Source organism: Bacillus sp. Brlt_9 (genome assembly GCF_051948935.1).
Classification (GTDB): Bacteria; Bacillota; Bacilli; order Bacillales; family Bacillaceae_G; genus Bacillus_A.
In genome coordinates, this window is the sequence record NZ_JAYJLO010000011.1 from 68,448 (window position 1) to 90,783 (window position 22,336).

Consider the following 22,336-nt stretch of genomic DNA (forward strand, 5'->3'; position numbering starts at 1 on the left):
TTTAAATAAAAACCTATTTGAAGTATTTGACTTCAAATAGGTTTTGTGAATGAAAATATTAAACAAGCGCTTCGCTTTTTAGTACAAACTTCTCTACCACTTTAGCAACGCCATCGTTCATATTTGTATCTGTTACATAGTTTGCAATTTCTTTAATATCATCAGGTGCATTCCCCATTGCCACACCAAGACCAGCAAATTCAATCATTGCTTGGTCGTTATAGCTATCACCCATTGCGATAACTTCTTCACGCTTAATGCCAAGCTTTTGAATTAATTGGTTTAAGCTCGTTCCTTTTGTAACACCATATTCAGTAAATTCTAAGAAGAATGGTTTAGAACGCATAACGCTTAATTGACCTTCTAGTTGTTGTTGTAGTTTCTTTTCTACTACAACAAGGCGTTCAGCTTCTTTATTCATTAATACTTTTACTACAGGTTCTTTAACAGCAGCTTTAAAGTCATCTACTACAACAATTGGCATACCAGTAATGTCGCCCTCAATTTCAGTATAAGGATTATTTTCTTCTGTTACGATATCATCGCCAATATAAGTATGAATCCATACATCTTCAGTTTTACTAATTTCAAATAGGTTGTGAACGATTTCAGGAGATAGCGTACTACTAAAGATTTCTTCGTTTGTTTTACAGTTAATAATTTTTGCGCCATTAAAAGATAGAATGAAACTGCCGTATTCTTCTAAACGAAGTTCTTTCGCTACATTGCGCATACCAAACGTTGGGCGCCCAGAAGCAAGTACAACTTTTACACCTTGCTCTTGTGCAGTCATTAGAGCCTCTTTCGTACGAGGTGAAATAGTATGGTCGTCACGTAATAAAGTATCATCTAAATCTAAAACAATCATTTTATAAGTCATATTGAAAATTCCTCTCTTTGTTGAAATAGAAATAAGGTTTTATGAAGATATTGGGGAGTATATAGTAAGACATCGAACTTCTTTATATGAAGCTAGGAGAAGTTCTGTATTGTTAGTATAAATTACCATGGGCGTGTTGCCCATGATAATTTATCCACTTATTTGCAACTAATTATTAGTCACACTTTATTATTATCGTAACAACTCTAAAGATAGAGTGCAATAATGGAAGTTTTCCAATTTACGATGGTTGTTTTTCTGTTGAACGAGAAAATAGTATTTCGAGCAAAATTGCCATTACAGATCCAAGAACGAGACCATTACTTAAAAATGATGCTAGAAATGGTGGGAGCGTAGAGAATGCTCCTGCTGGAACAAACATTACCCCGACTCCTGTAAAGATTGAAAGACCTGCTACTTTAAATAATCGTTCTTTATCTTGTACTGTTTCATATTCGCGAAACGCAAGACCAATCATGCTTGCAAATACAGGGTAAATGGCAGCATAGCCGACTGCAACAGGGATTGCTGCAAAGAATGAAGTAATCTTTGGGAATATGCTAACGAGAATAATAAAGCTTGACCCTAACATAAATGGGAGGCGTTTATAAATATTAGTCGTTGCAATAAAGCCTGCCGATCCAGAAATAGCGACAGGTCCAATAGCTGAAAAAAGACCTCCTAGCAATTGATTTATTCCTGTTATAATGCCGGCTTGTTTGAAACGATCTGGCGTTGCATTCTCTTCATATTTAGAAACAACCTTTTGCACAACACGAATACTTGCTAACATATTCGTTAGAAGTAATAGTGTAACGAAAACTACCGTAATGGCCATGTTCCATTCAATACGAGGCATTCCGAAAACAAATAGAGACGGAAAACGGATTATATCTGTCACAGGCGTTACTGGATTAGATAATCTGAAGCATGCGAATAATATCCAGCCGCAGACGATACTGAAAAGAACTGAATATTTTCCAATAATAGGTAGCTTCATGATGAAAAAGGATAATAAAATAACAATCAGTGATAGAATAAATACGTCAGCTTGTACTTCTGTATGTTGTCCGTCAAGGCCGAACATTCCCTTTAAGAAGGACCCGCTAAGTTGCGCGACAAGAAGAAATAAATATGTTCCAATGACTGTCGGTGTAAAATAGCGAACTAGTTTATCGATGAGTCCAAAAACGCTAAGAATAATACAAATGATACCACTTAATAGGAAGGCGTACTGAAGGACTTTAAGCGTTTCATTGCTGGATCCAAATAATACGACACCTAAACTTGCATAAAGGGAGAAAATCCCCCACCAAAGTCCTGCAGGACCTTCTTGAATAGGAAGTTTATGCCCAAATGTAGCTTGCAGTAGGCCAGCAAAGCCAAGAACAAATAATGTTCTTTGTACGAATGCAATAGCTTCAGCACCATCGAGTCCATAACTAGTTGCGACGCTAATTGGTACGATAAGGCTCCCAGCTAAAATAAATAGCGCCCATTGTAAGGCGGAAAGAAATGTTTTCATTATATCAACCTCTTTCATAGATTCCGTATCTAGTATATATGTATTTCATTTCCACTGGCAAAGATTGTAGATAGAGAAAAGAGTTGAAACACGATATGAATGCACGTAAGCAATTATGGATAGCAGTTATATGTATGACCTTTGTTGTAATTCTAGGAACATTAGGATTTATGGTGATTGAAGAGATTAGTTTGTTTCAAGCATTTTGGATGACGATGATTACGGTATTAACTGTTGGATACGGAGATGCTGTTCCTGTAACGCAAGTAGGGAAAGTATTTGCACTCCTTATTATACCTGTTGGTGTCGGCATTGTTACGTATGCAATTGGTGTAGTGGCAGCTATGATTATTGAAGGGAATTTATTTCATGCAGTACGGAGGAAGAAAATGGATAAACAAATAGCGCAGTTACAAAATCATATTATCGTATGTGGTTGTGGTAGAGTAGGGCTTCAAGTTGTACATGAATTGCAAGAAAAGAAAATTCCATTTGTTGTCGTGGATAAAGATGAAAGTATATTGGAGAAGGAAAAACTTTTGTATGTACATGGAGATGCAACGGAAGACCAAGTGTTGCATCGTGCTGGAATTTCAAAGGCGGCCGGTTTAGTTGCTATCGTAGCAAATGATGCTGAAAATGTATTTATTACATTAACGGCAAGAGGATTAAACGATGCAATTAAAATTGTGGCAAGGGCAGAAAAACCAGAAACCGAAGACAAATTAAAGAGGGCTGGCGCAAATAAGGTGATTAATCCATCTAGCATGGCAGGAATTCATATTGCAAAAGGTATTGCGAATCCGCTAACAGTTCATTATATTGATACAGTACTGTATGGGGTGGAGCAGTCATTTGTAATTGAAGAGATTGCAGTCGGCGAGGGCTCTGTTTTAGCTAGTAAATCGTTACTCGAGAGTGATGTGAGAAATCAATTTGATGTAACAATTTTAGCGATTTTGAGAAATGGGAATGTTATACATAATCCAACGGGGCAGGAAAAACTACAAGAACATGATATGATAATAGTATTTGGTTCAGTAGAGAAGCTGGGACAATTTGAGAAAGAACTACAAAGTAAGAGGTGACAAGGAATGCAAATATCAAGTGATAAAATTTTAAATAAAATGGCGAATGAAATTGCAAAGGCAAAAAGCAGTGAAAGGCAAAAATCAAAAGAGCATTTATTAGTTGTGCGTGCTTTATGCGATTTACTATTAGATGAACAGGTTGAATCTTCTACGTATAGAGAGCCACAAATTCAATCACAAATCATCGGATCGCAGCCAATAACGATGCAACCAATCACATCGGTTTCTGATGAGCCTGTATATATAAAAGAAAGTGATGCAAATGGTAATTCTTTATTTGATTTTTAGAAGATAAATCGTTTGGCTTATATGAAAAAATTGCTTATGATAAAGGTAAAAAAGGGGAATTAAGATGAAAATTTTCTTTTTACTAGGTTGTATTGCGGCAGGACTAGCTGTTGCTTTAGGGGCTTTTGGAGCACACGGTTTAGAAAATAAAGTTTCTGCAAAAATGTTAGAAGTTTGGAAAACAGGCGTTACATATCAAATGTTTCATGCAGGTGGACTATTCGTAGTTGCTTTATTAATGGATAAAATTCAATCATCACTTTTAACTACTGCTGGCTGGCTTATGGTAGCTGGAATTATTATGTTTTCAGGCAGTTTGTATGCATTAAGTACGACAGGTATTAAGTTCTTTGGCCCAATTACACCTCTTGGTGGCGTAGCGTTTATTGTGGCATGGATCTTAGTCGGAACTGCAGTTGTAAAAGGGTTATAAAAAACAAAAGCTGGCATATGCCAGCTTTTTTTATGGTCTTGGAGCATAAGTTGCTTGTTGACTAGGTAAATACGTAATTTCTTCTGGGAATTCTACATAATCTAAGTAAATCATTAATAGTAAATAACGTTTCCCTGATTGCGGCTCGCTAATTACGATATGGTCACGGCCAGCTGCTTCGATAATACCTGTATAAGATTGTGTACCGAGCGAACTGCCACGCTCATAAGTCATTACAACCGTAGCTTGCTTACCCTTGTTTAAGCGAAGGATATTTTCAATATAGGATTGTTCTAGAGGTAACATGCCTTGAGATATTGCATATTGAGCTTGCGCAGCCTGAGCTGCTTGTTGTTGCATTGCTTGCTGTTGTTGCTGTTGCTGTTGCGTCATTTGTTGCGGTTGTACATAAGTTCCAGATGGTTGATAGAAACCTGTTCCGTAATACGGATTTTGTTGCTGTGCCATTCAAAAATCCCTCCTCAGTATCAATCCTTAATATACGCTAGGACAATCCTCGCCAGATGGCTGGAAGAAGCAGTGCTTTTTGAAGCGACCAGAGTTTTGTTGATTATACCAGGTTGGAGGACAAGGGCCTTCCGGTCTAAAAAACCATAAGGAAAAGTTGGCTGGCCAAAAACGTTGCCCTTGAATTGTTCGCCTTGCTAATGCGATATCTTGCTCCCTTGCTCGTTGATAAAAATATCCTTTTTGCGTTGCCTCAAAACCACCAGGGTTTTGATACACCATTTGACGTAAATTACGTATTTTTTTAAAATCTAAACAATTTCCGCGGACACGATTTACCCCAACATTTCCGACCATTAACATCCCCTGTTGTCCTTCTCCTTCTGCTTCAGCACGCATCAATCTAGCTAATAATTTAACATCTTCTTCGTTATAAGCAATAACACCCATTATGTGTCACCTCTCTTTTTGGAATACCTTGTGGAAAGAGGTTTATCTCTAGATGAAGTGTGTAACAATTACTAGTTCATACGTATGAGGAAAAGGACTCAGATATGACAACCAAACGAAGTTTTACATGGAGAGAGAAAAATAAAAAAGCTGGCGTGAGCCAGCTTTTTTATTAAAACACTTTAGACCATAAGTTTGAGAAGAAATCCCCAATAGAGCGCATTGATAATACAAACCAATTTGCTTTTTCAACTTCCTCTGTCGTTTTTGCAGTAACTTTCATACTTTTACTACCGTCTAAGAAGCCATATTTATCAGTTGATTCTAAAGTAATTGAGCCTACTTTTGCATCTTTCTTAATAGGAGCAACTAAATGTCCATCTTCAGCAAGGGATTTATCTACTTCAGTCCCGATTTTATAAGGATCTTTGTTACCTTTTTTCGCAATTACTGTTATTTCTTTTTCCGGTGTAACAGTGACTTGGTCTTCTTTCCCTTTTACTACAGAGATTGTGTTATTTTTATCAACTTTTAGCTTTTGTTTTTCGAAGTTATTAAATCCATATTCGATTAATTCACGGGATTCTGTGAATCGCTCGTCCATTGACTTTGTTTTTATAATAACCGAGATAAGACGTAAATCACCGCGTTTCGCAGTAATAGTAAATCCGTATCCAGCTGTATCAGAGCTTCCTGTTTTTAAACCATCAGTACCTTCATAGGCGAAGGCAGCTCCTGGTAACATCCAGTTCCAGTTTTCCATACGAATTGGTTTTGGATGATTGTCTGGGAAGTTTCTAAATCTTTGTTTTGTATCCTCTAGCATTTCTGGATACTTTGTAATAATTGTTTTTGAAAGAATACCCATATCGCGAGCTGACATGGAGTTTTCTCCATTAGGGTCAGTACCTTCCGGATGCTTCCCTTTTAAATCAGCATTATTTAAACCAGTAGAGTTTACAAATTTATATTTCTTTAACCCTAGTTTTTTTGCATGTTCATTTGCTAGATTTAAGAAGTTCTTCTCACTTCCTGCAAGAAGCTCTGCTAAAGCAATACTAGATCCGTTTGCAGAGAAGATAACGATAGAATGGTATAATTCTCTTACTGTATACTGACGTCCTTTCTCAAATGGTACGTTAGAGAATTCATTATTACGTGAGACTTCATAAGCGTAATCGGAAATATTTACTTTCGTATCCCAAGTAATTTTCCCTTCTTTAATTGCTTCTAAAACAGCGTAAACAACAATTAATTTTGACATACTAGCAATAGCTAGCAGTTCATCTGGGTTTTGTTCATGTAGTATTTTCCCTGTTTCTGCATCAAATAGAAGTGCAGCAGCAGCTTCTATATGTATCTTTTCTTCTGCATGGGATGTTGTTACTCCTAAGGAAGAAATTGACAATAGAAACCCTAGTAAAATAGACAAGATTTTCTTCATATAGATTATCACCTTCGCATCGTTATTAGCATATAGCTCGTACTATTTTAGCATAAATTTGGATATAGAAAGGTTACAATTTTGTAAGGGATTTGTCGATTTTTGTTCAAATTTGCGGAAAAATGATGTTTTTGAGAAGAAATATAGGGGGAAATAAAAAAAAGGAACGAATTTCGTCCCTTTTTCAATATTATATGTGTAAAAATTTCTCTACTTTTTCGTCTGGTAAGATGTTTCCAACGAAGAATGTTCCGAATTCACCATAACGAGCACTTACTTCATCGAAGCGCATTTCATATATAAGTTTTTTAAATTGAAGAACATCGTCAGCGAATAATGTTACGCCCCACTCAAAATCGTCGAATCCAACAGATCCTGAAATAACTTGGCGTACTTTACCTGCATACTGGCGACCAATTTTACTATGACTGTACATCATTTTTTTACGTTCTTCCATAGGAAGCATGTACCAGTTGTCATCACCTTGGCGACGCTTGTCCATTGGATAGAAGCAAATGTGATTTGCTTTTGGTAGTTCTGGATATAAGCGAGCTAAGATTTGTGGGTTTTGGTATGGATCTTCATCAGCTGGAAGGTAGTTGCTTAGTTCAACAACAGATACGTAAGAGTATGCAGGAACCATATATTCAGCTAATGTTGTTTTATTCAATTCTGTCTCAATTTCATTTAACTCTTCCATTGTTGGACGTAAAATCATAAGCATAATATCAGCTTTTTGGCCAACAACTGTATACATTGCATGACTGCCTTTTTTTGCAGTAGCTACTTCGTTCCATTTTTCAACGACATTTAAAAATTCAGATACAGCTTGTCCGCGTTCGTCGCTAGATAATGTTTTCCATGCAGCCCAATCGATAGAACGTAAATCATGTAAACAATACCAGCCATCTAACGTTGTTGTTGCTTCACTCATTCTATTCACCTCAGTTAATGATAGTTTTACACGTTAACTATAGCATATATAGTTTTAAAATCATCTATATAAAGCCTTGGCACATAAAATTGTCACATTTAAATTTACTTGAAAATAGGAGGAGATGAGGCTTAAAGTGGGTTTATTTCTAGGCTGAATTTTATGAAAATATAATCATTTTCATTTTATCTATTTTTTGGGAGCTATAAGTTTAAAATAGAGAGGAAAAGCAGTATTCTTAAAGATAGAGTTTTTTTAACATAAGTAGGAGGGTTTATTCGTGAGCAACTTATTTACAACAGTAAAAGAAAAAGTTCAAGGAAAAGGCATTTCTATCGTACTTCCTGAAGGAACTGATGAAAGAATTTTAGGCGCTGCAGAGCGTTTAGCAAAAGAAGAGTTAGTAAAACCAATCTTAGTTGGTAATAAAGAAGAAATTAGCGCAAAAGCTGCTAGCATGAATTTAACATTAGCAGGCGTTGATATTTTCGACCCAGCTACATACGAAGAAATGGATGCAATGGTAGCATCTTTCGTTGAACGCCGTAAAGGTAAAGCAACTGAAGAAGACGCTCGCAAAATCCTTAAAGACGAAAACTACTTCGGTACAATGCTTGTATACATGGGCAAAGCACACGGTTTAGTAAGTGGTGCAGCTCACTCTACAGCTGATACAGTTCGTCCAGCACTTCAAATCATCAAAACAAAACCAGGTGTTACAAAAACTTCTGGCGTATTCATCATGGTGCGTGAAGAAGAGAAATATGTATTCGCTGATTGCGCAATTAACATTGCACCAAACAGCCAAGATTTAGCTGAAATTGGTATCGAGAGTGCGAAAACAGCTGAACTATTCGGTATTGATCCACGCGTTGCTATGTTAAGCTTCTCTACAAAAGGTTCTGCGAAATCTCCAGAAACAGAAAAAGTTGTAGAAGCAACTCGCATTGCAAAAGAAATGGCTCCTGAATTAACTTTAGATGGAGAATTCCAATTCGATGCTGCATTCGTACCATCTGTAGCTGAGAAAAAAGCTCCAGGTTCTACAATTAAAGGTGATGCTAACGTATTCGTATTCCCAAGCTTAGAAGCTGGTAATATCGGCTACAAAATCGCTCAACGCTTAGGTAACTTCGAAGCAGTAGGACCAATCTTACAAGGTTTAAACATGCCTGTAAATGACCTATCTCGTGGATGTAATGAAGAAGAAGTGTACAAGTTAGCTTTAATTACAGCAGCTCAAGCACTTTAATTCTATAATGAATTAAAATAAAGACCGTCGCTATAATAGCGACGGTCTTTATTTTTCTAAGCCAAGTGCTTTATTGTTACGATCAATAATGCGCTGTAAATTCGTCTCATATAAAGGTATTTCATCTATTGTTAATTGAGATGGTGTTAGCTTTGGAGCGAATTGCTGCAATGTTTGTAAAAGGCGCATCATTAAATCTTGTACTGTAATGGTTTCGCCAAGTAATTCTGAAAGTGAAGCCATCGTGCTCGGTACAATTTCAGGATACGTAAAGCGTGTTTCTTCTCCTTGAATGGCTAGGTTGTAGAAATCGCGAACGAATGAGGCACGTTCAGAGCCACTTTCTGTAGCGCATAGATAAATTTGGACAGCGATACCGCCGCGAATACGGCGCTGTGAAATACCAGCAAATTTTTGATCGCGAATACTTAAGTCATAGCTACCAGGACAGTAAGAACCAACAATTTCTTTTGCCTCGATTGTAACATCGTAATCCTTTAACATTTCCTGAATTAAATGCCACATTGTATCGTATCCAAGGTCAATATCAATACCTTTCTCCGTCTCTTGGAATAAGAGTGATACGTTTAAAACACCTTCATCCAGTACGACTGCAAGTCCGCCAGAATTACGAACGATAACATTGAAGTTGTTTTCTTTTAAAAAGGAAATACCTTCTTCTAAGTGTGGTAGCCGTGAATCTTGAATGCCTAGAACAATTGTATTGTGATGAACCCAAGAACGCATTGTTGCAGCTGATTGACCGTTTCCAATGCTTGTGCATAATGTGTCATCCATTGCGAACGACTGCAATGCATGGAATGTTGGTCCCAAACTAGACTGATCTACAATACGCCACTCTGGCTGAGATAAAATGGAACGGGAATTGCTCATATAACTAACCCCTTATCTTTAAAATGACAATCTCTATTATAGCAAAAATATAGAAAGTAGTTTTAGGGAGAAATCTTACTAAATTGTAATGTTTTTGTAAGGAAAGTAAATTGGTTAAACTAGCTGCGATAGTTAAACTAAGAGATGTAATTATGATTTTAGGAGGAATACAAATGAAAAAAGTGAAATTAGGACTCGTAGCGATTATGTCAGCAGCAGTATTTAGTGGCTGTTCTATTATGGATATGATTGCACCACAGGCAACGGGTGTTGTGATGTACGGTGATGAAACTGGCGTTCAAAAAACAATGGATCAATATAAAGATAAAATTGAATCACAAAATAAATTTGAAGCAAAACTAGGTACTGTTAATGAGAAAAAGGTTTTAATTATGAATAAAACAACAGCTGAAAAGATGGTAAAAGAAAACATGCTGAAAAAAGTCGTGAAAGAAGATGTGGAACCACTTAAAGCATTGCCGGCTATTTCTGATGAAGCTGGAATCTTATTTGCTAAAGAGGAACAAAAAGATGTAGTAATTGATGGAAAGAAAATGAAGTATGAAGGTAATGTAGTAATTGGTGATGCACGTAAATATACAGATATGTATGCTGTTGTTAGTGATACAGAATATGCAAAAATAAGTGAGCCAGTAAAAACAATTGGTTTAGCAGCCTTTAAAGAAAATCCAAAGGAAAAAATTTTCCCGGATATAAAGAAAGGTTCTAACGTAGAAGAAGCACATATGGTTGAAGTGAAATAATAAAAAGGATGCATGTAATGCATCCTTTTTATTCTGCAATTTTTTCTAAATTTCCATTTCGATCCATTCGGAAAGATGTTTGAGAACGTTCTTCGTCATCCATGACTGCCAATTTACGAGCACGGTTCATAATGTTCATAAGTGTTTCGTAATCTTCTTGTACAGTATGAGATTGTTTTTCTAATTTTTCTAGTTTCTTTTCTAATTCTTCATTGCGAAGGATTTGTGCTTTAATTTCTTGTTTCAATCTCGTATTCTCGTTTTCAAGAGCTGTTACCTTTATATTTGAAGATCCGACTGTTTGTAAAAAATAAATAACATCTTGCATTGTCATGGATCCTTTTGCAGCAGGAACAGTAGATTCTTGATATGGAAGAGCTTCTTTATATGGTACAGTTGTTTCTTCTTGTACGAATTCTTCATAATCGGCTATTGGACCTGAAGCTGGTGGTGTATAGAGTAAACGTTTTTTCGCTTGTTCACCGCTTGCAGCACGCATTTTATCTTTACGGTGTTTTTTTGCTAGTTGAAGAGCTTGTTCATAGCTATAGCGAACAACAGCATTCCAACGGAAACCACAGGCAGCCGATGTACGATTTAATTGATCCCCTACTTCTTCAAATGCATTTAATTGCGTACTTCCTTCTCGAACGTGACGAAGTACAGTTTCAGCAAGTAATAAATCATCCTCATCCGTCCAAGCATCTTGTCTTACTTTCATAGATTCAACTCCCTTTCTTTTTATGAACTTCCTATTTTTATAATGGGCAAAAAAACGAGCTTTTATACAAAGCTTTTAAAAATATGGTAGATTTCGATGAAAGGTATAAAGTGAAACTTTAATCAGTGGGGGGGCTTCATCCCCCACTGATTATTAGTTGAACCAATCGGACTTTTATGGGCAGTTGATCCCCCCACCTAGATTCTTTGCTTTCGCTGAATTTTGAGGTGGGGGTCTTACTGCCCATTAAAGCGGGATAAATTTTGCCAAGAATGACGAAAGCTTCTGTAGGAGAACATATAAATATGTAGCATTATATGAGAAAAGAGCGTCGCAAGGAAACTTGCAACGAGCTTCAAAGAGCGGTAAAATACCATTTAGTGTTTATTTTTAAATGTACTTGAGAAAAGTTTAAAATAGAGGAAGTGTTATATAATGGGAAACGAATTTCGTGTGTGTGATGATTGTCAGGCAACGAACGTTAAAACGTTGATTCCGAAGCTAAAAAAAGTAGATTCATGTGCAACAATTGAAGTTGCATGTCAGTCTTACTGTGGCCCTGGTCGTAAAAAATCATTCGCATTTGTAAATAATCGTCCAGTTGCGGCGCCAACAGAAGACGAATTAATTGTAAAAATTGAAGCAAAGTTAAAGAAATAAGAAAAAGAAGAGTGAACAGATTACTCTTCTTTTTTTATGCCCAAAAGAGGAAGCGTTTATTCTGTGGGAGCTTAATTGATGATAATAATAGTTAATGATAGATAGGCATTATCTATTTATTAAAGTCTCAACCTATATGAATTTGTATTTCAAAATAATGGTTGACAGTCTTTTGAAGCGATAGGTAGAATAGAAGGTGTCTGATTCTGAGAATCATTATCAGGAAAAGGACGATTCATTTAATTTTTTTATTACTATTTGAGAATAAATTTCATTTCATTAAATTAAATATATGTTGTTGGTTAGGATGGTTGAGGGATGGAAGCGAGCGCAAGGAGTATAGAACAGCAAGATGTGAATGTTAAAGAGATTAAGAGCAGGCCGCTCATTGCTTCTATTATTTTAGTAGCAGGTACAATTTTGTTAGCTTTAAGCATGGCATTGTCTATTTCGTTTGGTGCTGCAGATATTAGTTTAAAGACTGTATGGCAAGCTGTATTTCAGTTTGACGGTTCTATTACGCATCATAACGTAATTCAAGAACTTCGCATGCCTAGAGCAATAGGGGGCGTAGTTGCAGGTGCCTTTTTAGCAGTATCAGGGGCAATTATGCAAGGTATGACGCGAAATCCACTTGCTTCTCCATCGTTAATGGGGATTACAGATGGGGCTGTATTTGGAATTGCGATTATGTATGCATTCTTCCCTAATTCACCTTATTTAATGTTCGTTATCGCATCTTTTATTGGTGCTGCGTTTGGAGCGAGCATTGTATATGGAATTGGATCTTCTTCACCAGGTGGATTAACGCCTGTGAAATTAGCTTTAGCAGGTGCAGCAATTAGTGCTTTATTAGGGGCCATTTCATCTGGAATTGCGCTATATTTCAACCTTGCCCAAGAGGTGAGTATGTGGAATGCAGGCGGAGTTGCTGGTGTGAAATGGGAAAGTATTAATATGTTAGTACCGATTGGTCTAGTTTGTCTCTTTATTGCAATTATAATGTCGAGGTATATTACAATTTTAAGCTTCGGTGAAGAAATTGCGATAGGACTTGGTCAAAATACGACGCTAATTAAGTTTATCGGAACAGTGCTTGTTCTTGTGTTAACAGGTTCAGCGGTTTCTATGGCAGGATCAGTTGGGTTTGTTGGTCTTGTAATACCGCATATGACTCGTTTCCTTGTAGGCTCAGATTATAGATGGGTTATTCCATGTTCTGCGGTCTTAGGCGGGCTGTTAATTGAATGTGCAGATATGTTATCTCGCGTTATTAATCCGCCGTTTGAAACACCAATTGGAGCAATTACAGCACTAATTGGGGTTCCATTCTTCCTCTACTTAGCACGTAACGAAGGGAGAGGAAAAATGTGAGGACAAGTGTCTTAACAAAAAAGAACGTTTCTATTTTAACAATTTTAGTAGGATTAATCGTTACTGTATTTTTAGTGAGTTTAAATACAGGGACATTTAAAATACCGCCAATGGACGTATTAAAGTCATTGGTTGGACTTGGGGCTGAAGATCAGTCTGTTATTTTATTTGAATTCCGTATGCCGCGTATGGTTATTGCTATATTAGTTGGATCGGCTTTAGCTATGTCAGGTGCGATTTTGCAAGGGTTATCGCGAAATCCACTTGCTGATCCAGGTATTATTGGTATTAACGCTGGAGCAGGGTTAACAGTCGTTATCTTCGTCTACTTTTTCTTCGGGAAAGTTGGAACTGGTACATTTTTATCTGTATTTATCCTTCCTTTCTTCGCGTTAGTTGGTGCGATATTAGCAGCGGTTATAATTTATTTACTAGCATGGAAAGACGGCGTTTCATCAACGAGATTAATACTTGTCGGTATCGCTGTTGCAGCTGGGTTTGGTGCTGTTAGTTTAATTTTTTCTATGAAGATGACATCTAACGATTTCCGTTTTGCGACGATTTGGTTAGCTGGAAGTCTGTGGGGTACAGATTGGAAGTTTGTGTTAAGTGTACTTCCGTGGATGGTTATTTTCTTGCCACTTGCTATTAGTAAGGCGCACATATTAAATGTAATGAACCTAGGCGACTCCACAGCGGTTGGCCTTGGTGTAAATGTAGAAAAAGAAAGACGTAAATTATTATTTATTGCAGTTTGTTTAGCGGGTGCATCCGTCGCTGTTGCCGGAGGAATTGGTTTTATCGGTTTAATGGCTCCGCACTTAGCGAGGCGCCTTGTTGGTGGCAAACATCAAATTATGTTGCCCACAGCTGCGTTAATAGGAACGTTCTTACTATTATTTGCAGACGTAATTTCAAGAAGCGTGTTAACAACTTCAGAAATACCGGTCGGTCTTGTTATTTCTGTAATTGGTGCACCGTATTTTATATACTTACTTATGAGGACAAAATAAAGGGAGGCTTTTTGCATGGCAACTTTAGCGGTTGATTCGGTATCTGTTGGCTATAATGAAGGGTTAATTATTGATGGATTAACAGTTGAAATTCCAGAAGGAAAGATTACGACGATTATTGGACCAAATGGTTGTGGGAAGTCCACATTATTAAAAACGGCTTCTCGTATTTTGAAAGCAAAAAAAGGTACTGTTTATCTTGACGGAAAAGCAATTGAGAAACAGCCAACAAAAGAAATCGCAAAGAAAATGGCGATCTTACCACAAACTGCAGAAGTGCCAACAGGTCTTACTGTATTTGAACTTGTTTCATATGGACGCTTTCCTCATCAAAAAGGATTTGGGACATTGAAAGAAGAGGATTATCGCTACATTCATTGGGCACTTGAAGTGACGGGAATGACAGAATTCGCAAATCGCCCAGCAGAAGCTTTATCAGGTGGTCAACGTCAACGTGTATGGATTGCGATGGCTCTTGCACAAGGAACAAAATTACTCGTATTAGATGAACCGACGACGTACTTAGATATGGCTCATCAATTAGAAGTATTAAACTTATTGAAAAAGTTAAATGAAGAAGAAGGTAGAACGATTGTTATGGTTATCCATGACTTAAACCATGCTTCTCGTTTCTCAGATCATATGATTGCATTAAAAGCAGGTAAGTTAATGAAACAAGGAACGCCAGATGAAGTGATGACAAGTGAAACACTTCGTAACGTATTTGAGATTGAAGCTCAAATCGTTCCATGTCCAGTAAACTGTAAACCGATTTGTTTAACATACGATTTAATGATGATTAATAATCAATTACGTAAAAAAGCATAAGTAGAACCCCCTCTTAAAGAGGGGGGACTTCTAATGGACGTTGAGCTTCTTATATATGAATGGGAAGTTGAACGCCCTTTAGAATGGGTTATTAACAACGGTTAATAAATATATATTGATTGATTGTTATCCGCGTTTCTTATAATTCATTGCAACTTATAAGAGAAATACAGCTAGAAGGAGTGGGAACATGAAGAATTTTAAAATGGCACTATTAGCAATGGTACTAGTCGTAACTTCAGTACTATTTGCAGCTTGTTCTAACAAAGAAGAAGAGAAGAAAGCAGATGCGAAGGATGCAAAGACTGAAGAGCGCACTGTACAACACGCAAAAGGGGAAATTAAAATCCCTGCAAATCCAAAGAAAATTGCTGACCTTAGTGGTTCAACAGAAGAGTTATTAATTTTTGGTATGAAACCAATTATTACTGCTAATACATCTCAAGAAAAAATTGATGCACATATTGAAAAGAAATTAAAAGACGTAAAACCAGTTGGCTCTGCTTGGGGCGATAAAATTAACATCGAAGCAGTAGCTGCTGCAAAACCAGATTTAATTCTTGTAAACAATCGTCAAGAAAAGATCTATGATCAATTATCTAAAATTGCACCAACAGTTATGTTAAAAACTCCATTAGACCAATGGCGTCCAAAATTCGAAGAAGTAGGTCAAATCTTCGGTAAAGAGAAAGAAACGAAAGAATGGTTTAAACAGTATGATGAAAAAGCAAGCAAATTACATGATAAAATCGTTGCGAAAACTGGCGATGCTAAATTCATGAAAATGGCTGCATATCCAAATGCTTTCCGTGTATACGGTGACTACGGTTACGGTAGCGTAATCTTTAACGATTTAAAATTACCAGCAGTTAAAGGTACACCAACGGATAAACCATTAGTACAAGTACAAAAAGAAGCTTTAATCGATTACAATCCAGATTACTTATTCGTATTTACGACTGGTGACGGTTCTCAACGTCTAAAAGAATTCCAAGAAGAATCAATTTGGAAAAATATGAATGCTGTTAAAAACAACCACGTATTTACAATTAAAAACGAAGACTTAAACAAAGGTTACTTCCCTCTAGGTAAAGAAATGATCTTAGATGAAGTTGCTGAGTTCGTTTTAGGTAAATAATGTATAAAAAGAAATCACTTTTACTTCGGTAAAAGTGATTTTTTCTTTATATAAGGGCAATTAATATAGTCTTTCGTTTCTTTCTGTTTCCTATTTCGTTTATAATATATAGTAAGAATGCAGTAAAGAAAGGGGGATGTCGGAAGGTGGTATATTTAAACGACAAACTCAGCGAAACAAAAGTGTTTAAAGACCCGGTACATAAATATGTGCACGTGCGCGATCGCGTTATTTGGGATTTAATCGGAACGAAAGAATTTCAACGCTTGCGCCGTATTAAGCAGCTTGGAACGACATTTTTTACATTTCACGGTGCAGAGCATAGTCGCTTTACTCATTCGTTAGGTGTATATGAAATTATTCGTCGTATGATTGATGATGTGTTTGATGGCAGACCGAACTGGAATGCTGAAGATAGATTGTTATGTTTATGTGCGTCATTACTTCATGATGTCGGTCACGGCCCATTTTCTCATTCGTTTGAAAAAGTATTTTCATTAGATCATGAGAAATTTACGCAAAAAATTATCGTTGGAGATACGGAAATTAATCGTGTATTAAGTCGTGTGGATAAAGACTTTCCGCAAAAGGTATCCGATGTAATCGCAAAAACATCTACTAATAAATTAGCGATTAGTATGATTTCCAGTCAAATTGATGCAGATCGTATGGATTATTTATTAAGAGATGCGTATTTCACTGGCGTAAAGTATGGAAACTTTGATATGGAACGTATACTGCGTGTCATGCGTCCGTACGGCAATCAAGTAGTTATTAAAAATAGTGGTATGCATGCTGTTGAGCATTATATTATGAGTCGTTATCAAATGTATTGGCAAGTATATTTCCATCCGGTAACGCGCAGTGCTGAAGTTATTTTAACGAAGATTTTACACCGTGCAAAATCATTGCACGAGAAGTATTATACGTTTAAAAATCATCCGGTTCATTTCTATTCTTTATTTGAAGAAGAAGTAACGGTAGAGGATTATTTAAAGTTAGACGAGAACGTTATGTATTATTACTTCCAAGTATGGCAAGACGAAGAAGATCCAATTTTAAGTGATTTATGCCGCCGTTTTATGAATCGAAACCTATTTAAATACGTAGAGTTTACAGATCAGCACGGTTTAGATAATTGGATGGAATTAAGTAGCTTATTCAAAAAGATTGGACTTGATCCAGAATACTATTTAGTAGTTGATTCAACATCAGACTTACCGTACGACTTTTACCGTGCTGGTGAAGAAGAAGAGCGTCTGCCAATCTTACTTCTTATGCCAAATGGAGAGCTTAGAGAGCTTTCACGCGAATCGGATATTGTTGAGGCGATTACTGGTAAGAAGAGAAGGGATCAAAAATTATTCTATCCGCACGATTTAATCTATGAAGATGGAAGAAAAGGAAAATATAAAGAGAGAATCATCGAGTTACTAGAAGGAAAAAAATAAGGAGCAGCTAAGGGCTGCTTCTTATGAAAGAACTTGAAATTATTTGTCGCTTAAGCGTTTTCCGCCAACTGCATAATGGTTTTTAGACATTTCTTCGATGAAAACAACGATGTTTTCTTCAGGAGCACCAGTTGTTTCGCTTACTGCTGCTGTTACTTTCTCAGCAAGAGCTTTCTTTTGTTCCTCTGTGCGTCCTTCTAGCATTTTCACTGTTACGTATGGCATATATAATCGCTCCTTTTATGTAAGTTACACTCTTATTATAGCGGATTATAGGGAAGAACAATCGAAAAAACAAATATTTTCTTTTTTTGACATATTGAAGAGGAGTTGGAGTATGGATCAGTTATTTAGATATCCATTGCAGGAAATCCCGTTGGTAGCAATGGCGATTATTATTGCATTATCAGTGCATGAATTTGCGCATGCATATGTTGCATATAAATTTGGAGACGATACAGCAAAGAAGCAAGGTCGCTTAACTTTATCGCCGATGGCACACTTAGATCCTATCGGGATGATTGCTGTATTAATTCTTGGTTTCGGTTGGGCAAGACCGGTACCAGTTAACCCGTATAATTTTAAAAGACCCCGTCTTGCGGGAATATTAGTTTCCATTGCAGGACCGATTAGTAACTTGATTTTAAGTGCAATTGGTTTAATTATTTTGTATAGCTTAGTAGTATTCGGAGTATTCGATGCGATTCCAGTCGCAGTAGCGGATACATTAGGAAGATTTTTTGAACTCTTTATTATGTTAAATATTGTTTTACTTGTATTTAACTTATTACCGATCCCACCACTTGATGGATATCGCGTCGTGGAAGATCTAGCACCAGCAAACATTCGTGCAAAAATGACACAGTATGAAAAATATGGAGCAATCGCGTTATTAATTCTTGTTATTACACCGCTTAGCAATTACACGATTCAACCTATTTTCCAAGTTGTTATTCCGCGTGTATTAATGTTTTTACAAAATATCATTGCGCCTATCTTTGGCCTTTTATAATCATTAAGTGAGGAGGACTTTACATATGACAGAGAAAAAGAAAAAAATCGGTTTTAATATCGTGAAAAATGATTCAACAGATGGACATGGTGGTTTTGGCGTTGGGTCATTAAGCCTAGAAAATATTTCACCAGTATTTGTCGATGTACTAGAGAAAACTGCATTCGTTGATATTGGTGCGATGCATGCGCGTAGTACAGTAGAAAAAGGTATTAAGTTTTTAACAAATAAAGATGAAGTTCCAAACGGAAAACCATTTTGGCTTGTTTGGGTGACGATTGAAAGAACGGCAACAGGTGCTTATTATGCAGGTGTAACAGCTTGTGAAATGACAGTTGACCGTGAAATTCGCCGCGGATATAAATCACTTCCAGAGCACGTAAACAAAATGGATAAATCAATGAAGCGTCACATTATGGTTGACCATATGGATGAATCATCTAAAAAAGTACTTGGTACGTTCTTGAAAGAACATAATGAAGCAATTTGGAACGAATCTAGTGAAGAATTGCGCCGTGCATTATTAAGTGAATAAAAAAAGGATGTCCCACTAGTCGAGTGTTGACTAGGTGACATCCTTTTTATTTTGGTTTGTTGTATGAAAATATATCAACGATTTTTTGGATATATCGCCGATTCGACAAGAAAAATCGATTTACCGACAAAGAATGACAATAGGAGGCTATTCCACATTCAGTGAAGTAGCCTGATGTTCTACCAAGGAAGATATCTTTTCCACCAACTTGTTTTTTTCTTTTCTTCAGTTGTCTTTTCAAATTCTTCCTTATCATCGACATGATCCATACAATATTCAGTTGGTTCTGTACCTTTTGCGAAATACATTTTAACTGAAGTGGGACAATTTTTTGTAGCGATTTTCCCGTTTTCAGGGTTAATATCGACTGCAACGACGTCATTTGGTTGTTTAAACTCTTTTTTAGGTTGTCCATCTAATCCTTTTTCCATCGTATCGGTCCATATTCTTTTCGCATAGCCTTGTTCTGCTACGTTTGAAATCGATTTAGGTTGATCATATCCAACCCATACACCAGTTACGATTTGCGGAGTGAATCCAATCATCCAGCTATCCGTTTCCGTAGAACCAGACTTACCGGCGTATGTTCTGGATAGCTTTGATAACATCGATTGACCGGTCACAGCAGCATAACTACTTAGGTTTTTATTAAACATACCCGTCATCATTTCTTCCATCACAAATGCTTTGCTCTTATCAAGAACTTGCTTACTCTCCAAATGAGCATCGTATAACATATTTCCTTCATGATCCATAATGCGGCGAATGAAAATCGGTTTTACTTCTTTTCCGCCATTTGCGAACATGCTATAAGCGTTAACCATTTCAATTGGTTTTACAGGAGATGTACCGAGAGCAAGGGAAGGGACGTCCTTTAATGCACTCTTAATTCCGAATTGTTTCGCTGTTTTTGTAAGAATATCGTCGCCTAAAAATAAATTGGTCTTCACGGCATAGACATTATCAGAGACCGCAAGAGCTTGCGCCATTGTTACAAAATCGTCTGCATAATAGTCTTTATAGTTTTTCGGTTTATACTTTGAAACACCGTCACCTAAAGTAAATACAGTGTATTCGCTTTTTAAGCGCGTAGCAGGCGTGAATCCTCGTTCTAATGCCGCATAATACAGGAATGGCTTAAACGTAGAACCAGGCTGTCGAGCGGCCTGTGTAGCCCTGTTAAATTGACTCGTATTATAATCCGTTCCGCCAACAAGGGCAGCTACTTCACCTGTTTTCGGATTCATAGAGACGAGCGCCGTTTGTATGTTTGTTGTGTCAGGTATATGATTTTTTACAGCTTGCTCTGCAACCGATTGTAATTTCGGGTCTAGCGTTGTATAAATACGCAAGCCGCCTTTTTGTAACGCCTGTTCGTCTAATCCGATATCACGAAGAAGAGAAGCTTGTACAGCATCTTGGAAATAAGGTGCGATCTCTGCCACTTTTTTCGTATCTAATGAAGCAAAAGTTAGTGACTCTTTCTTCGCTGAAGTTGCTTGTTTCTTCGTAATATAACCTTGTTCTACCATTTCATCTAATATGAGAGCTTGTCGTCCCTTCGCACGATCCTCTTTTAAAAAGGGAGAATAGACACTAGGTCCTTTTGGGATACCTGCGAGCATACTAGCTTCTGCTAATGTTAATTCTTTTGCTGTTTTATCGAAATAGAGACGGGACGCAGCTTCGATTCCGTAAGCACCATGCCCGTAATAAATTGTATTTAAATATCCTTCTAAAATATGATTTTTATTATAATTCACCTCAAGGCGGATTGTGTACATCGCTTCTAATAGTTTACGTTTCCACGTTTTATCATGATCTAAGTATAGGTTACGAGCATACTGTTGTGTAATCGTACTAGCACCTTGGACTTTTGCCATCGCTTTTAAATCGGCAACAATCGCACCAGCGATACGCTTCATATCAAAGCCATGATGTTTGTAGAATCGTTGATCTTCGATAGATAGCGTCGCCTCTTTTACATAAGGAGAAATTTCGTTGAGAGATACATTGTAGCGTTTTTGCATTTCATTACTTTGTCCGATAACAGTGTCATCATTAGCGTAAAAGACACTTGTTTGCGGGACAGCAACAGGAGGAGGTCCCATAATTTTTGCGACTATAATAATAACAAAAAAGGAAAAAACGAAAAAAAGAACAGAAGAAAACATTACGGTGAAGAAAAGACGTTTATATTTTTTAAGTTTCGGATTCATAGTTTGATCCATCTTTTTCAGCCCCTCATTCATACAAACATTATTGTATTAGTATTGAGGGTTTTCGGTTATTTTAAACAATGAAATTTCGAAAACAAAAAGCCCTTTCAATTAAGAAAGGAGCTCAAAGGCACGTGCTGGCCAATCGGTAATAATGACATCTACGCCATAATCAATCATAGTTTGTAAATCTTTATATTCGTTAATTGTATAAGGGCGGAAAACGTACCCTTGATCTTGTGCAAATTGAACAAATTCTTTTGTTAATAATTGAAAGTTTGGGTGTAAACCAGTTGCTTCTCTAGTTTTTGCTTCGGCAATAGGATCAGCAAGTGGTGTGTCATATAAAATTGCTCTCGGGATTTCAGGAGCTATTTCTGCTAATAATGAAACAGATTCGTGGTTAAATGACGAAAATACAATTTGATTAGACAGATGGTATTCGCGAACGAGAGCAACAGCCTTTTCTTCAATATATGGATAGTGAATAACATCTGTTTTTAACTCGATGTTGAGCTGTAAATTTGTTGTAGATAACCAAATGAATACTTCGCGTAACGTCGGAATTTTTGCTTCATGAAAAGAAGGGTCTTTATAGCTACCAGCATCTAAAGCTTGTAATTCCGCTACCGTTTTTTCAGAAACGAGACCTACATCATTCGTTGTGCGGTCTACCGTTTCATCGTGAATTACGACAAGTTCACCATCTTTTGATAGGTGGACATCAAGTTCAATTCCATGGGCGCCAATACGTTCAGCTTCTTGGAAGGCAATCATCGTATTTTCTGGATGTGTTCCTTTTACCCCGCGATGGGCGAAAATAAGTGGTTTATTCATACGGAAATCTCCTTATCGTTTCTTTTCTTTCATTATGAAACTGCTTCTGGAAAAATACAATTGAACAGGATAAACATTTACAAAAGTCTAACAGTTGCACAAAAGTTAACGTTAACGTAAAATGT

24 protein-coding genes are annotated in these 22,336 nt (G+C 36.9%); 13 read left to right on the forward strand and 11 right to left on the reverse strand.

The genetic code is table 11. The features are described from left to right. Positions 1 to 58: 58 nt before the first annotated feature. Positions 59 to 880, reverse strand: coding sequence for a Cof-type HAD-IIB family hydrolase (locus tag VF726_RS27410; protein WP_440173381.1), 822 nt, complete (start codon positions 878 to 880; stop codon positions 59 to 61). 241 nt (positions 881 to 1,121) lie between these two features. Then, positions 1,122 to 2,405, reverse strand: coding sequence for a purine/pyrimidine permease (locus tag VF726_RS27415; RefSeq protein ID WP_440173382.1), 1,284 nt, complete (start codon positions 2,403 to 2,405; stop codon positions 1,122 to 1,124). 95 nt (positions 2,406 to 2,500) lie between these two features. Here VF726_RS27415 and VF726_RS27420 point away from each other — a divergent pair, with 95 nt between their 5' ends. The 3 genes from VF726_RS27420 (at position 2,501) to VF726_RS27430 (ending at position 4,217) form a co-directional block, all read left to right on the forward strand. Further along, entirely contained in the window at positions 2,501 to 3,493 is a 993-nt protein-coding gene (locus VF726_RS27420; protein ID WP_440173442.1) for a potassium channel family protein, read from the forward strand. Positions 3,494 to 3,499: 6 nt separating this feature from the next. Beyond that, the gene (locus VF726_RS27425) at positions 3,500 to 3,784 is read left to right on the forward strand and encodes a YwdI family protein (protein WP_440173383.1); all 285 of its coding nucleotides are present in this window, start codon (positions 3,500 to 3,502) and stop codon (positions 3,782 to 3,784) included. 64 nt (positions 3,785 to 3,848) lie between these two features. Then, positions 3,849 to 4,217 carry a DUF423 domain-containing protein gene (locus VF726_RS27430; protein ID WP_144614839.1) on the forward strand — a complete coding sequence of 123 codons (369 nt, stop codon included), beginning with the start codon at positions 3,849 to 3,851 and terminating at the stop codon, positions 4,215 to 4,217. A 30-nt stretch (positions 4,218 to 4,247) separates the two neighbouring features. On the opposite strand, the gene gerQ is transcribed toward VF726_RS27430, so the two are convergent. The 4 genes from gerQ to hemQ form a co-directional block, all read right to left on the reverse strand. Continuing rightward, positions 4,248 to 4,685, reverse strand: a complete 438-nt coding sequence (gene gerQ / locus VF726_RS27435; protein WP_048527999.1) for a spore coat protein GerQ — start codon at positions 4,683 to 4,685, stop codon at positions 4,248 to 4,250. 27 nt (positions 4,686 to 4,712) lie between these two features. Then, complete coding sequence (cwlJ, locus tag VF726_RS27440; RefSeq protein ID WP_048560445.1) at positions 4,713 to 5,135, reverse strand: cell wall hydrolase CwlJ; 423 nt, start codon at positions 5,133 to 5,135, stop codon at positions 4,713 to 4,715. 172 nt (positions 5,136 to 5,307) lie between these two features. Next, the gene (locus VF726_RS27445; RefSeq protein WP_440173384.1) at positions 5,308 to 6,579 is read right to left on the reverse strand and encodes a serine hydrolase; all 1,272 of its coding nucleotides are present in this window, start codon (positions 6,577 to 6,579) and stop codon (positions 5,308 to 5,310) included. Positions 6,580 to 6,769: 190 nt separating this feature from the next. Beyond that, entirely contained in the window at positions 6,770 to 7,513 is a 744-nt protein-coding gene (gene hemQ, locus VF726_RS27450; RefSeq protein ID WP_001287595.1) for a hydrogen peroxide-dependent heme synthase, read from the reverse strand. Between the two features lie 280 nt (positions 7,514 to 7,793). Between hemQ and pta the strand changes: the two genes are divergently transcribed. Further along, complete coding sequence (gene pta / locus VF726_RS27455; protein WP_074593902.1) at positions 7,794 to 8,765, forward strand: phosphate acetyltransferase; 972 nt, start codon at positions 7,794 to 7,796, stop codon at positions 8,763 to 8,765. A 48-nt stretch (positions 8,766 to 8,813) separates the two neighbouring features. Here the strand turns inward: pta and VF726_RS27460 are convergent, their stop codons facing one another. Further along, positions 8,814 to 9,659, reverse strand: a complete 846-nt coding sequence (locus VF726_RS27460; protein ID WP_440173385.1) for a lipoate--protein ligase family protein — start codon at positions 9,657 to 9,659, stop codon at positions 8,814 to 8,816. Positions 9,660 to 9,832: 173 nt separating this feature from the next. Here VF726_RS27460 and VF726_RS27465 point away from each other — a divergent pair, with 173 nt between their 5' ends. After that, entirely contained in the window at positions 9,833 to 10,423 is a 591-nt protein-coding gene (locus tag VF726_RS27465) for a lipoprotein BA_5634 family protein (protein ID WP_440173386.1), read from the forward strand. A 28-nt stretch (positions 10,424 to 10,451) separates the two neighbouring features. Here VF726_RS27465 and VF726_RS27470 read toward each other — a convergent pair whose 3' ends face one another. Further along, positions 10,452 to 11,144, reverse strand: a complete 693-nt coding sequence (locus VF726_RS27470; RefSeq protein ID WP_440173388.1) for an RsfA family transcriptional regulator — start codon at positions 11,142 to 11,144, stop codon at positions 10,452 to 10,454. Positions 11,145 to 11,579: 435 nt separating this feature from the next. Between VF726_RS27470 and VF726_RS27475 the strand changes: the two genes are divergently transcribed. From VF726_RS27475 to VF726_RS27500, 6 genes are all read left to right on the forward strand, one after another. Continuing rightward, positions 11,580 to 11,804: a DUF1450 domain-containing protein gene (locus tag VF726_RS27475; protein ID WP_000526074.1), complete on the forward strand. Its 225-nt coding sequence runs from the start codon at positions 11,580 to 11,582 to the stop codon at positions 11,802 to 11,804. Positions 11,805 to 12,122: 318 nt separating this feature from the next. Continuing rightward, positions 12,123 to 13,178: a FecCD family ABC transporter permease gene (locus VF726_RS27480; protein WP_048528004.1), complete on the forward strand. Its 1,056-nt coding sequence runs from the start codon at positions 12,123 to 12,125 to the stop codon at positions 13,176 to 13,178. Next, positions 13,175 to 14,191, forward strand: coding sequence for a FecCD family ABC transporter permease (locus tag VF726_RS27485; protein ID WP_071757839.1), 1,017 nt, complete (start codon positions 13,175 to 13,177; stop codon positions 14,189 to 14,191). Before VF726_RS27480 ends, VF726_RS27485 begins: the two co-directional genes overlap by 4 nt. A gap of 15 nt (positions 14,192 to 14,206) precedes the next feature. Further along, positions 14,207 to 15,019 carry an ABC transporter ATP-binding protein gene (locus VF726_RS27490; RefSeq protein WP_440173389.1) on the forward strand — a complete coding sequence of 271 codons (813 nt, stop codon included), beginning with the start codon at positions 14,207 to 14,209 and terminating at the stop codon, positions 15,017 to 15,019. Between the two features lie 190 nt (positions 15,020 to 15,209). Next, positions 15,210 to 16,157 carry an ABC transporter substrate-binding protein gene (locus tag VF726_RS27495; protein ID WP_076541342.1) on the forward strand — a complete coding sequence of 316 codons (948 nt, stop codon included), beginning with the start codon at positions 15,210 to 15,212 and terminating at the stop codon, positions 16,155 to 16,157. Positions 16,158 to 16,303: 146 nt separating this feature from the next. Then, entirely contained in the window at positions 16,304 to 17,608 is a 1,305-nt protein-coding gene (locus tag VF726_RS27500) for an HD domain-containing protein (protein ID WP_440173391.1), read from the forward strand. A 39-nt stretch (positions 17,609 to 17,647) separates the two neighbouring features. On the opposite strand, the gene VF726_RS27505 is transcribed toward VF726_RS27500, so the two are convergent. Continuing rightward, positions 17,648 to 17,833, reverse strand: coding sequence for a 2-hydroxymuconate tautomerase (locus VF726_RS27505; protein ID WP_001147171.1), 186 nt, complete (start codon positions 17,831 to 17,833; stop codon positions 17,648 to 17,650). A 112-nt stretch (positions 17,834 to 17,945) separates the two neighbouring features. On the opposite strand from VF726_RS27505, the gene VF726_RS27510 reads away from it, so the two are divergent. Continuing rightward, positions 17,946 to 18,620 carry a site-2 protease family protein gene (locus tag VF726_RS27510; protein WP_440173394.1) on the forward strand — a complete coding sequence of 225 codons (675 nt, stop codon included), beginning with the start codon at positions 17,946 to 17,948 and terminating at the stop codon, positions 18,618 to 18,620. A 25-nt stretch (positions 18,621 to 18,645) separates the two neighbouring features. After that, positions 18,646 to 19,155, forward strand: a complete 510-nt coding sequence (locus VF726_RS27515; protein WP_144614861.1) for a YwhD family protein — start codon at positions 18,646 to 18,648, stop codon at positions 19,153 to 19,155. Between the two features lie 179 nt (positions 19,156 to 19,334). Here VF726_RS27515 and VF726_RS27520 read toward each other — a convergent pair whose 3' ends face one another. Beyond that, positions 19,335 to 21,386 carry a transglycosylase domain-containing protein gene (locus VF726_RS27520; protein ID WP_440173395.1) on the reverse strand — a complete coding sequence of 684 codons (2,052 nt, stop codon included), beginning with the start codon at positions 21,384 to 21,386 and terminating at the stop codon, positions 19,335 to 19,337. Positions 21,387 to 21,485: 99 nt separating this feature from the next. Beyond that, positions 21,486 to 22,211, reverse strand: coding sequence for a glycerophosphodiester phosphodiesterase (locus VF726_RS27525; RefSeq protein WP_440173396.1), 726 nt, complete (start codon positions 22,209 to 22,211; stop codon positions 21,486 to 21,488). Positions 22,212 to 22,336: the final 125 nt, after the last annotated feature.